This window comes from Streptomyces sp. NPDC006925 (assembly GCF_042869575.1).
Lineage (GTDB): Bacteria > Actinomycetota > Actinomycetes > Streptomycetales > Streptomycetaceae > Streptomyces.
Window position 1 is genome coordinate 149,312 of the sequence record NZ_JBIAGB010000017.1, and the last position, 11,156, is coordinate 160,467.

The 11,156-nt window shown below is 72.7% G+C and carries 10 protein-coding genes and 1 riboswitch; of the genes, 4 read left to right on the top strand and 6 right to left on the bottom strand.

Annotation, left to right across the window (positions count from 1 at the left end; all coding sequences use genetic code 11):
• Positions 1-121 precede the first annotated feature (121 nt).
• Positions 122-298, top strand: a riboswitch (cyclic di-AMP (ydaO/yuaA leader).
• Positions 299-302: 4 nt separating this feature from the next.
• Positions 303-1,070: a LysM peptidoglycan-binding domain-containing protein gene (locus ACFYNS_RS22455; protein WP_360291060.1), complete on the top strand. Its 768-nt coding sequence runs from the start codon at positions 303-305 to the stop codon at positions 1,068-1,070.
• Positions 1,071-1,294: 224 nt separating this feature from the next.
• Positions 1,295-3,307 (top strand): glycosyltransferase family A protein, encoded by a 2,013-nt coding sequence (locus tag ACFYNS_RS22460; RefSeq protein ID WP_360291057.1) that lies wholly within the window; start codon positions 1,295-1,297, stop codon positions 3,305-3,307.
• 84 nt (positions 3,308-3,391) lie between these two features.
• On the opposite strand, the gene ACFYNS_RS22465 is transcribed toward ACFYNS_RS22460, so the two are convergent.
• A complete protein-coding gene (locus ACFYNS_RS22465) occupies positions 3,392-4,648 on the bottom strand; it encodes an alpha/beta hydrolase family protein (RefSeq protein WP_388604727.1) in 1,257 nt (418 codons plus the stop codon).
• Positions 4,649-4,896: 248 nt separating this feature from the next.
• Between ACFYNS_RS22465 and ACFYNS_RS22470 the strand changes: the two genes are divergently transcribed.
• On the top strand, positions 4,897-5,715 hold the full coding sequence (locus tag ACFYNS_RS22470; RefSeq protein ID WP_388604728.1) for an NPP1 family protein: 819 nt from the start codon (positions 4,897-4,899) through the stop codon (positions 5,713-5,715).
• A gap of 206 nt (positions 5,716-5,921) precedes the next feature.
• Here the strand turns inward: ACFYNS_RS22470 and ACFYNS_RS22475 are convergent, their stop codons facing one another.
• The 5 genes from ACFYNS_RS22475 to ACFYNS_RS22495 all read right to left on the bottom strand — a co-directional run bounded on the left by ACFYNS_RS22475 (position 5,922) and on the right by ACFYNS_RS22495 (position 10,272).
• A complete protein-coding gene (locus ACFYNS_RS22475; RefSeq protein WP_276476525.1) occupies positions 5,922-6,296 on the bottom strand; it encodes a hypothetical protein in 375 nt (124 codons plus the stop codon).
• 110 nt (positions 6,297-6,406) lie between these two features.
• On the bottom strand, positions 6,407-6,913 hold the full coding sequence (locus ACFYNS_RS22480) for a roadblock/LC7 domain-containing protein (RefSeq protein WP_360291047.1): 507 nt from the start codon (positions 6,911-6,913) through the stop codon (positions 6,407-6,409).
• A gap of 38 nt (positions 6,914-6,951) precedes the next feature.
• Entirely contained in the window at positions 6,952-7,959 is a 1,008-nt protein-coding gene (locus ACFYNS_RS22485) for a transcriptional regulator (RefSeq protein ID WP_388604730.1), read from the bottom strand.
• 167 nt (positions 7,960-8,126) lie between these two features.
• Positions 8,127-8,693 carry a hypothetical protein gene (locus ACFYNS_RS22490; protein ID WP_388604732.1) on the bottom strand — a complete coding sequence of 189 codons (567 nt, stop codon included), beginning with the start codon at positions 8,691-8,693 and terminating at the stop codon, positions 8,127-8,129.
• Between the two features lie 403 nt (positions 8,694-9,096).
• On the bottom strand, positions 9,097-10,272 hold the full coding sequence (locus ACFYNS_RS22495) for an MFS transporter (RefSeq protein WP_388604733.1): 1,176 nt from the start codon (positions 10,270-10,272) through the stop codon (positions 9,097-9,099).
• Positions 10,273-10,621: 349 nt separating this feature from the next.
• Between ACFYNS_RS22495 and ACFYNS_RS22500 the strand changes: the two genes are divergently transcribed.
• Complete coding sequence (locus ACFYNS_RS22500) at positions 10,622-10,993, top strand: hypothetical protein (RefSeq protein ID WP_360291042.1); 372 nt, start codon at positions 10,622-10,624, stop codon at positions 10,991-10,993.
• Positions 10,994-11,156: the final 163 nt, after the last annotated feature.

Here is an 11,156-nt window from a genome sequence, read left to right on the forward strand (position 1 = left end):
TGCTCGGTGCATGAATCGTGCGCCTTGATCCGGGCAATCCATTGTGTTTCTGTGTCCTCGCTCCGGCCTCCGTGAACGGCCGGAGTTCCGCTGCCGGGGCGCCGAATCCTGCCGCCCGGCTAGGAAATTCGCACCAGTACCGCGCGGCAGGAGCGGGGGACCCACTTACGTGCCGTGCCGCACTTCGCGGCCCGGCTAGGGGTGAAGTCATGGCCGCTGTGCCCCGGCACAGCGGATATGGCCGGGCAACTCCAGCCCGAATCCGACAGCTGACCTCGCAGGCGCTAGGAGAGGACACCCCCATGTCTCGTGGCCTTCACGCCCGTAATCCGTTCCGCGCCCGCCGCCTCCGGCTCTCGCTCGCCCTCGCCGCCGGCGGCGCGGGCATCGCCGCTCCCCTGCTGGCCGCGGGCAGCGCGCACGCCGCCCCGGCGCAGGTGCAGGAGCAGGCGCAGTCCGCACGGTCCGGCGCCGCCGAGCAGGTGAAGACCGAGCAGGAGCCCAGCTCCTACACCGTCGTCGGCGGCGACACCCTGTACCGGATCGCCCTGGACCACGACATCGAGGGCGGCTGGAACACCCTCTACGAGGCCAACAAGAAGACCGTCGGCGGCGACCCGGACCTGATCCTGCCGGGTCAGAAGCTGACGCTGGACACGGCCTCGAAGCCCGCCGAGAAGAGCGACGCCACGCCCGAGCGCGCCGACCGCAGCTCGGCCGAGCGCACCGGCGGCGTGCACAAGACCCAGTCCACCAACCTGGACGGCTGGATCAACGAGGCGCTGGCCATCATGAAGCAGCACGGCATCCCCGGCAGCTACGACGGCATCCACCGCAACATCATCCGGGAGTCCGGTGGCGACCCCAATGCCATCAACAACTGGGACATCAACGCCCAGAACGGCACGCCCTCCATCGGTCTGCTCCAGGTGATCAAGCCGACCTTCGACTCCTTCCACGTCGAGGGCACCGCCTACGACCAGCGGGACCCGGTCGCCAACATCGTCGCGGCCTGCAACTACGCAGCCAACCGCTACGGCTCGATCGACAACGTGAACGGCCCCTACTGAGCCGAAGCACGCACGCGGCGACTGCCCGCCACCCTCGCGGTGGCGGGCAGTCGCCGTCTCGGCGCCACGCCCGGCGGCCGCGGCGGAGCGCTCTCCCCCGCCCCCGTCGCCGTGCGCACCGGAACGCGCACCCTCCGTCTCGCTCCCCGCCGCGGCGCGGGCCGCATTCACCCGAACGCCGCTTCCCTCTGGCGCGGGTACGCCCGAATGGCCACCGTCGAGCCATGAGCGAGAACAGAAATCTTGTGAGCGTGATAACGCCCGCTTACAATGCACTGCCCTGTATCGAGCGCTGTGTCGAATCGGTCGCACACCAGTCATTCGAGCCCGGCGCCACCGAGATGATTGTCGTGGACGACGGCTCGACCGACGGCACCTCCGCCATTGTGGACCGGCTGGCCGCACAACATCCGCACCTCCTGCGGGTGATCCACCAGGAGAACTCCGGGAGCCCCTCGGGTCCGCGCAATCTCGGCCTGGACCTCGCGAGCGGACGGTACGTCTTCTTTCTCGATGCCGACGACTATCTGGCCCCCGAAGCCCTCCAACGGCTCACGACGGCGGCCGAGGTGAACGAATCCGATGTCGTACTCGGCCGAATGGCCTCGGGGGGACGCCGGGTGCCGCGCTCCATGTTCCGCGCGAACCAGGCCGATGCCGACCTGTTCACCTCCCGCGTCTACTGGGCGCTTTCCGCGCAGAAACTCTTCCGCAAAGAACTGCTCGACCGGCTGCAGTTGCGCTTCGACACCGGTCTGCGGATCGGCGAGGACCAACCCTTCACCGCACTCGCCTACTTGCGGGCCCGCCGCATCTCGGTGGTCGCCGACTACGACTGCTACTACCTGGTCCGGCGCCCGGACGGCCGGCATCTGACCGCCACGGGCAGCACCGAGCCGGTCCTCGATGCGCTGCACCGCGTCTGCGAGCTGCTGCGCGCCGAACTTCCGCCCGGACAGCAGCGCGACGCCCTGCTGGAGCGGCACTTCGCCGTCGAGCTCCGCGACGTCTTCCGCTTCCTCGGCCAGGAGGCGGACCCGGCCGTCCAGCAGCGCGAGTTCACCCGTGTGCAGCGGCTTCTCACCCGGCACGAGGACGACTCCTTCTGGCACCGGCTGGCTCCCGTCCAGCGCCTGCGCTGCCATCTGGCCCGGCACGGGCATCTCGGGGAACTGCTCACCCACACCCTGTCCGCCGACGCGCACATGCCGTTCAGCGTCCGCATCTCCCGGGGAACGGCGCTGGCACACTACCCACCGCGCGGAGAACACCGTGCCGGAGGCCCGGCCGCGAGCTTCGACGTGACGGACCGCCTCACGCTCAGCCACCGCGTCTCCCGCTTCTCCTGCACCGGCACCCGGCTGCGGCTGACCGGACGCGCACGCCTGGAGCAGGCCGGGCCCGCCGACCGGCAGGCGGTCGAGGTCTTCCTGCAGCACCGGGACGAGCCGTGGCGACGCTACGCGCGGACCCGTCTGGCGGGCGAGTTCTTCGAGGCCGACCTGGATCTCCTCGGCGGGCCGGGCGACGACGTCCCGCCGGCCGACGGCTGTTGGGACCTGTATCTGAGTCTGACCGTGAACGGGCTGGTCAGGACGGTCCGGCTGGGCAGCCGACGCGATCAGGAGGCCGGACGCTGCCCGTTCACGTACCTGGCCGACGACGGTGCGGGCGGCATCCGGACCGTCAGGCTGTACTCCACCTCCCACGGCAACCTCACCCTGCGCCTGGAGCACGTCCCCGCGGCACGGCTGAGCAGGGAACTGCGCCTCGATGTGGAAGCCCCCGTCTGGTGCGGTCGGGTCCTGCGCCTGCACGGCACCACCAACCTCGTCGCGCCTCCGGCCGGCACCGTCCTCGTCCAGCTGGCCTCCCGCAGCGGCGCCGCCGACTTCCCCCTGGTGATCGAGGACGACGGCCGCTTCTCGGTGGAACTGCCCCTGGACGTGCTGTCCTCCGGCCGGTGGGCGGCCGCGCTGCGGATCGCCGCGGCCAACTGGCAGCACACCCGTCCCCTGCGGCAACCTGTCCTGCCGGCCGGCGCGGCACGCTGGCGCCGGAGCCTCATGCCCCGATACGCCAAACCGGTGGCGGGCGATCCGCTGACGCTGCGCGTGGACCGGGTACGCCCCACCCGCGGACTGCGCCGCCGGCTCGCACAGCCGGCGGCGCTCCCGGCCGGGCCGGCCGCACACCGGACCGGAGGAGCGAGCCCGGGCGGTCGGGAAGCCGCCTGAACCCAGGTAGCCCACCCGTGGAACCGGTAGCCCGCCCGGGGAACCGGGCGGACCGCACGCGCCCGCCGGCGATCGTCCGGCGGGCTACGGCGTGTGGAAGTCCACCTCCGGGTTCTCCCGCGTGGGACCGTCCAGCAGCGGCCGCGGCAGTCCTCGCAACTGCCGGTCGAAGAAGGCCGTCACATAGCGGGTGGTGATCTCCCCGGAGCGCCTTCCGGACAGCGGCGCCTCGGGGTCGGCGACCCCGGCCTGACCGCCCAGGATCGGCAGGTCGACGAAGGTGAAGTGCCCGGAACCGGTCACCGTCAGCCAGCGCTTCCAGCCGTGCAGGCGCTGCCAGGTCCGCGGCCACGTCGTGTCGGTCGCGTGCGGGGTGTGGTCCTTTTGGGTGCCGAGCATCAGCGTCGGCCGGCCCAGTCCGGTCCGCGGCACGGGAGCGAAGAAAGTGCCGTCCAGGTTCGCGGCGGCCCGGATCCGGCGGTCGGTGCCCGCTGCCACCGCTGCCGCGTTGCCGCCCAGCGAGTGACCGGCGGCGCCGATGCGGCGAGTGTCTATCAGCGCCGCCCAGTGGGCGGACTCGCGCCCGGCGCCGCTCCTCGCGCCCTTCCCGGCGCCGGTCAGCCTGTCGACGGCGAACGAGATGTCGGCTGCCCGGTCGCGGGCGGCCCGGGCCAGCCGTTTCTTCTCGCCCGCGTCGGTCGGCGCGTCCTCGACGGTCCCGCAGGCGACACAGGTGAGCGTGCGCCGACCGGCCGGGCCGGTGAAGGTCGTGCCGAAGGATTCGTAGGCGTGGTCGAGAAGGGCGACGACATAGCCGTGGGAGGCGAGTTCCTCGGCGAGCGTGGTGAGCGTCGCGCGGTGCAGCGAGAATCCCGGCGAGAGCACGACCAATGGATGCCTCCCCGGGGCCGGCCGGACCCCGGTGCGGGCGTTCGTGCGCACCGAGGCGAGCCTGTCCGCCGGGAAGGACGCATCGAGCTTCAGCCCTTTCAGCAGTAGCTCCGCCTCCTCCACCGACAGGTAAGGCGCAGTCTCACCGCGGCCGCCGCGCCGGGCCGGATAGAAGACCGAGGCCATCAGCCGGCGGGGGCCCGCGGACGGTACCCAGGGGTCGCGGCGCTTGTCGTCGGTGAGCTGAAGCGTGTCGCGTCCGACCGCCCAACGGCCCGTGGGCCGGGGGACGGACAGCCGGTCGGCGTGGTCCGAGGCCGCGGCGGCGGACGCCCGGCCGGTGTGCGCGCCACCCGCCGGGGCCCCTTCGGCGGAGGCGCAGGCCGTGGTCGCGGGGGCGAGCAGAGCGGCGGCCAGCAAAGCGGCCGCCGCGCGGTGTGTACGGATCATGTCCGGCAGCCTAGGAACCGGCCACCGCGCCCGGCACCGGCGAAAGCCGGTGCCGGGCCTGCACTTTCGGCAGGTGCGGGCCCGGGCCGGGGAACGGACCGCGGCCGGTTGCTCGCCCCCGTGCCGCGGCGGTTCGGCCCGGCGTGCAGGCCCGGGGAGTGCACGCCTGCCCTCTTGGCAGGCGCGGCGCCGCACGGCAGCGTGAACCGTGAACCGCGCCAACCCACCCCCCACTTCGGAGTGCGCGCATGAAGACGACGAACGGCGTTCCCCGCATCCCCGCCCCCCGGCAGCGCCGGGCAGCGGGAGGGAAGCGCAGAGCCGCGGGCGTCGTGGCCGGAGCTTTCGCCCTGGTCGTCGGGCTGCCGGGTACGGCTCTGGCCGATCCGCCGCAGGCGCTGCCGCTGAACGCGACCGCGCTGGAGAGGACGTTCCAGCCCGCCTACGACTACGACACCGACGGCTGCTACGCGACCCCCGCGATCGGCCCCGACGGCACCCTGGCGCCTGGCCTGAGGATAGGCGGCGACGTCAACGGCAACTGCCGTGACGAGCCGGATCTGGAGAACACCAACGGATACTCCCGTTCCAAGTGCAACAACGGCTGGTGTGCGGTGGTCTACGCCTCCTACTTCGAGAAGGACCAGGCGGCTCTGGGCGGCGGCAGTGCCGGGCACCGGCACGACTGGGAACACGTCGTGGTCTGGGTGCACGACGACCGGGCCGAGTACGTCTCGACCTCCAACCACGGCGGATTCACCGTCCACGGCCGGGACGCCCTGCCCTTCGAGGGCAGCCACCCCGAGGTCGTCTACCACAAGGACGGCATCAGCACCCACTGCTTCCGCGCGGCAAAGAGCGACGGCGGCGACGAGCCGCCCGAGAACCACAAGGGGGCCTGGCAGTACCCCACCCTGGTCGGCTGGGACGGCTATCCCGAGGGACTGCGGGACACTCTGACCGGAGCCGACTTCGGCAGCGCCACACTCGGCATCCGGGACGACACCTTCGCCGGCCACCTGGCCGAGGCGAAGCCGGACGGCATCCCCTTCGATCCCAACAGCTGAGCGCGTGCCCGGACTCCGGCCGCAGCCACCGGGCGCGTCCGGTGCAGCGGTGCGCCTCTTCCGGCATACGGGCCCCGGTGCGGGAGCCGGCAGGCGGGCACACCGTCTGCCGGCTTCGCTGCGCCTGGCCCGGGCCGGTGCGACCCGGTCAGTCCGGCGGATCGGCGGGCGCGCTCCGGCCCGGCCCGGCCCGCGAACCGGGCGGGTCAGACCTCCAGGTTCGCCTCGATCCGCCGCAACTGGTGCCGTGCCATGGCCAGGTTGGCCTTGCCTGCGTCCAGCGCTATGTAGAGGAAGAGCCCGTTGCCGCTCTTGGCCCGCAGCAGGCGGATCAGGTGGTACTGCTTGCTGAGGGTGATCAGGATGTCCTCGATCTCGTCCTTGATGCCCAGGTGCTCCATCGTGCGCAGTTTGGACCGCACGACATCCGTGTTCCCGGCGGCGGCGACCTCGAGGTCGAACTCCTTGCCCCCGCCGAGGGTGCCCAGGGCCATACCGCTGGTGTAGTCGACCAGGGCCACCCCGATCGTGCCGTCGATGCTGCTCATCGCTTCCTTGAGGGAAGCATCGGTGTTCGACATGGTGTCCTGTTGTCCTTTCGTCGGTGCGTTGATCGGCCCGGTGTGCTGCGTACGGTGTGAGCCGTGCGGGCGGTCCGGTGGGTCGTGTGGTGCGTGTTGTGCGGTGGTCGTCACTCCGGGGCCGGGGCGTTCCGGCGGCGGCGCTCCAGCGGCAGACGGCGGCGTTCCAGCGGAGGCCGGTGCTCGGGCGGCGGGCTGTCCCCGGCCGGATGCGGAGCCGCCGGGCCCTGGACGGCGACCACGAGCTCGCCGATCCGCGCGGCCGTACGACGCCCCTCCAGATGCAGTCGGCCGACATTGATCCGGTCGTCCGCGAGCAGCGTCAGCACCGCGGACGACCCCGCCGCGTACGTGGCGACATACCCGAGCTCTCCGTGGATCAGCAGTTCGCGGAAGGCGCCGCGCGCCGTGGCCTCGTTCATCCGGAAGGCCAGGCCGAGCGCGGCGGCGGTGAGCGCGGCGAGCGGCTCCGCCTCCGGGCGCTCCCCCGTCCGGGCCGGCGCCATGTCCTCGGCCAGGACGAAGCCGTCCACGGTCGCCGCCAACGCACCGGCGACCTGCGGAACTCTGGCCCGCAGCCCGCGCAGTTCCTCGCCCACGCCCTGCTCCGCCGCCATGAGCATTCTCCTCTCGGCCCGCTGCCGGAATCCCTTGATCACAATGCCTCCAGCGCGTCCCGGAGCCGGCGGAGCAGAGCGATGTCCGGCTCCGCGAACACCGGCCCCGGAGGTCCGGCAGGAGGCGCCCCACCGGCGGTGACACCGGTGTCCGCGCCCGGGAATCCGCCTCCCGGGTGCGGACACCGGTCCGGCACACCCGCCACCGGGCGGTCGTGCGGCCTCGGGGCCACCAGGCCGGCTGCGGCCAACCGGCGCAGCTCCACGAGTGTGTGGAAGGCGGGCCGCCCGAGTGCGCGGGCGATGTCCGTCGGGGTGCGGATACCGTCGGCCAGTTCCAGGATCCGAAGCTGCCGGTCCGGTACGGCCCGCAGCCGGCTGCTCCGTCCGGGCACCGCAGCGGACCGCACCTGCCGCCCGGTCGGGTGCGGTTGCGCACCCTGCGACACCGCACCGGTGCGCACCACCGGATCGGCCGGGTGCGCAGGCGGGGCGGCGGCGCCGGTCGGCACAGGCGGCAGGACGTCCAGGCGCGCGTCGGGCCAGATGCGGTCCAGGAAGGCCAGTCGGCGCACGGTCTCGCGCTCCACCACCAGCGGCACGACGCCCCCGCAGGCTCCGAGCCAGTGGCGGACCCCGCGCCGGAACCTGCCGGGCCCGCCACCGGGCGCGAGGATGAAGAAGGCCGCGTCGTACAGTGCGACGCCCCGGCACAGTTCCAGTACTCCGGCGGTGACACGGCCGGAGGCCACCAGGTGCCGCGTCCCGCCGCCGTCCTGCCCCGCCTGGGTCATCGCCGCTTCCCAGCACGCGCGGGAGAGGGCGCAGCCCTGGTTCAGCAGGACCTCCAGCCCCGTGGCCGCCGAGCTCTCCGCGTGCACGATATGGCCGTCGACGAGGAAGAGGGTGCCCCCTGCGCGGGTGAATGCGCCGGTGGCGCGCTCGGCTGCGAGTCGGTGCAGCGTCGAGGGGGTGCGCGTCGGGGGATTACGGACCGGCGCGGTGCCCGCGTATGCGGCACCCGGACACGCGGTGCCGTGCGGCACCGGGGCGCTGCGCGTCGCGGGCGGGTGCCCGGCCGGATCGTGCGGCGTCGCAGGGGCCGGTAACGGGCGCGGCAGGTCCTGCGGCGGATGGTTCCGCCCTGCCCCCTCGCTCCCCGCGGGTTCGGGACCGGAGCGCGACCGGGGCTCCGGCGTGGGGGCCACTCCCATCAGAGCACCATCCGGCCTGCGATCTCCGCCAGCCGTATCCGCGCCAGCGCGAGATTGCCCTCGTCCCGGGCGAGCCACAGGTGGAGGAAGAGCGTGCCGTCCAGGGCACCGGTCACGAACCGCAGCAGGTGGTAACTGTCGCTGTTCGTCGCGATGATGTCCTCGACGGCCGGGGCCGTTGCGCCGCGGTGCAGCGCGGGATCGGAGACGTCCGGGGCGCCGGGAGGGACAGGAGGGGACGGATGTCCGGAGGCGGCGTCCGGGCCGCCGGGCCCCGGGCCGGTGCCACCACCGGGAGAGCCTGCCTGAGGAGCCTGCGGAGGCGCACCGGGGGTCGCCGTCGCGGGGGCGCCCGGGACGCCGAGCGCGGAGAGCGGGCCGAGGGAGCGGTACTCGGCCACCATTCTGGCCAGTTCGGCTGTCTCGCAGGCGGCCGCCTCGTGGTCCCCGCCGGGCGGCTCCCCGGCGACGCCGAGCGCCAGTCCGCTGATCCAGTCCACCACGGCCGCGCAGCGGGCGCCGGGCAACCGCATCGCCTCCAGGAGGCACTCGTCGATTCCGGGCACCCTGCACTCCCCTCCCCGGCACACCGCATCACTACCGAAACCGCCCGGCCACGGACAGTGAGGCTCACACTACGCATGTGCAGGGCGGAGCAGCGCGGGTTCCGGCATTTTCCCGGGGAACATGCCAAGACCGCCCCGAAGTTGAGCACACTTCGGCGAGAGAGGGTCATTTGAGTCCTGTTTCTGATCGAATCAGATCGAATCTCTGAGCGTGCAGAAGGCGCGACGCCACTCACTCCACGAGTGCCCCGGACCCACGCGGTGCGCTCAAGGCGGTGCGCAACCACAGCGCCCGAACGCTGCGAAAGCCGCGCAGCCTGTGCACGCCCCCGCCCGTCTACGAGCCACGCACCCGCAGGACACACGGTGCAGCCCGCCCGCGCCCGCCGTACCGAGCCCGTGCTCAGGCGGTGGCGGTCCGCCGCGGAGTGAAGGAGGTGGCATATACGACGGTGACCAGCACCAGCGCCATCGGCACCAGCATGGCCCCGCGGTAGTTCCAGACATCGCCGAGGGCTCCCACCAGGGGCGAACCGATGAGAAACCCGACGTAGTTGAAGATGTTGAGGCGGGCGACGGCGGAGTCCGAGGCCTCCGGGAAGAGCCGTCCCGCAGCCGCGAAGGTCTGCGGGACGAGCACACACAGCCCGAGCCCGAGCAGGGTGAAACCGAGCATGCCCGTTCCCGGACCCGAGGCCGCCGCCACCGTGCCGAACCCGAGCGCGGCCAGCAGCGCTCCCGAGCGGACCACGGCCGCGGCCCCGAATCGTCGTACGCCCAGGTCGCCGAGAGAGCGGCCGATGAGCGTCGTCGCCATGTAGACGTTGTAGGGGACGGTGGCGAGCTGCTCCGAGCTGCCCAGCACATCCTGGAGATACTTCGCGCTCCAGTTGGAGACCGTGGAGTCCCCTATGTAGGCGAAGGTCATGACCAGGCAGAGCGGCAGCAGCAGCCGGAAAGCGGCCACCGGCTGCCCCACCCCGGCAGCGCCGGGGCCCTCCTGCGGCTCCGGACCGCGACCGGCGTCCAGGTACCAACGGCTGCCCAGCAGGGCGGCGGGCAGCAGCACGGCGACGACGGGCAGGTACGAGCCGAGGAGCGGCAACTGCCCGTGCGCACCCACCCAGGCCAGCGTCGCACCCACGATCCCGCCCAGGCTGTACGCGGCGTGGAAGCCCAGCATGATGCTGCGACCGTAGCGGTGCTGGAGGCTCACCCCGAGCATGTTCATCGAGGCGTCCAGCGCCCCCACCCCGACCCCGAAGACCGCGAGCGCCACCGCCAGGTGCAGCACGGCGTCTCCCGCCGCGACACCCAGCAGCGCCAGCAACACCACCGGCTGCGACCACCGGAGCACCAGGCCGGGCCGTACACGCTTGACGAGTTGCTCCGCACCCACACTCCCCGCCCCGGCGAGCACGGGAACAGCCGCGAGGAACGCCGGGAGCAGGGCGTTCGATATGCCGTACCGGTCCTGCACAGCGGGGATGCGCGTCACCAGCAGTGCGAACGCGACGCCCTGCGCGAAGAAGCTGAAGGCGAGCGCGGCCCTGCCGTGCCGCATCCGTGTGTCCACCATGGCCGGACAGCGTATGCCGCACCACTACCCGCGGGTAGACCGATCACAGCTTGGATTCCCGGCAGTTCTCACCCCTCCCGCGCTCGGCTTCGGATGCGGGGCGCGCGCATCACCGCAAACCGGAAGAGGCGCCCGCGCGGGCCCGGGGAGCACCGGATCGATCTGCGGGACTCCCCGCCGTGCGGAAGCGGAGCGCGGAGCCCAGCCTGGAGTGAGCGGAAAAGGACGCGCAGACGGCCCGCGGTCCACAACCGCCGGAACCGTCCCGCGCACCGGCATCGGTCGACAGGCGGGTGGGCCCTCGAGCCGACCGGCAGGTCGGCGGGAACGGACGGACGGAGCCGAGGCCATGGCACGGCTGCTGATCGACAAGGACGACCTGGTCATCCGGCCGAGCTGGTGGCAGAGGGTCGCCACAGGCCACCGGGAGATACGGGTACCGCTGTCCGCGGTGACGCGGGTCGGCGGCGCCTCGGCCTGGTGGCGCCCGCTGCGGGGCCGGGCGAAGCGGACCAGCCACCTGCCCGGGCTCGCGCATCTCGGGGTCTGGCGGCATGCGGACGGGCAGGATTTCGTCGCGGTCCACCCCTGGAAGCCGGTCGTGGTCGTCGAGACGCGGGGGCAGACCCGGTTCGCCCGTATCGCCGTCTCGGTACGGGACACACGGGCGGCGCTCGGCGTCCTGCCGGACGACCGCCGTCGCGACCTCCCCTTCTGCTGACGGGACGCGGACCCCCGTCACGGTGACGCCGCCGCTCCCGGTGGCTTCTCGGCTCGTGGCGGTGTGCATGGGGGTGATCACTGGGGGTGCGGGGATGGGGGGTGGCGGGGTGGGGGTTGTGAGGCCGCCCATAGGGCCCACGTCACGTACGACTCACCCTCGT

Coding starts and splice junctions, on each gene's coding strand:
- ACFYNS_RS22455 (WP_360291060.1), top strand. CDS start 303: ATGTCTCGTGGCCTTCACGCCCGTAATCCGTTCCGCGCCCGCCGCCTC.
- ACFYNS_RS22460 (WP_360291057.1), top strand. CDS start 1,295: ATGAGCGAGAACAGAAATCTTGTGAGCGTGATAACGCCCGCTTACAAT.
- ACFYNS_RS22465 (WP_388604727.1), bottom strand. CDS start 4,648: ATGATCCGTACACACCGCGCGGCGGCCGCTTTGCTGGCCGCCGCTCTG.
- ACFYNS_RS22470 (WP_388604728.1), top strand. CDS start 4,897: ATGAAGACGACGAACGGCGTTCCCCGCATCCCCGCCCCCCGGCAGCGC.
- ACFYNS_RS22475 (WP_276476525.1), bottom strand. CDS start 6,296: ATGTCGAACACCGATGCTTCCCTCAAGGAAGCGATGAGCAGCATCGAC.
- ACFYNS_RS22480 (WP_360291047.1), bottom strand. CDS start 6,913: ATGGCGGCGGAGCAGGGCGTGGGCGAGGAACTGCGCGGGCTGCGGGCC.
- ACFYNS_RS22495 (WP_388604733.1), bottom strand. CDS start 10,272: ATGGTGGACACACGGATGCGGCACGGCAGGGCCGCGCTCGCCTTCAGC.
- ACFYNS_RS22500 (WP_360291042.1), top strand. CDS start 10,622: ATGGCACGGCTGCTGATCGACAAGGACGACCTGGTCATCCGGCCGAGC.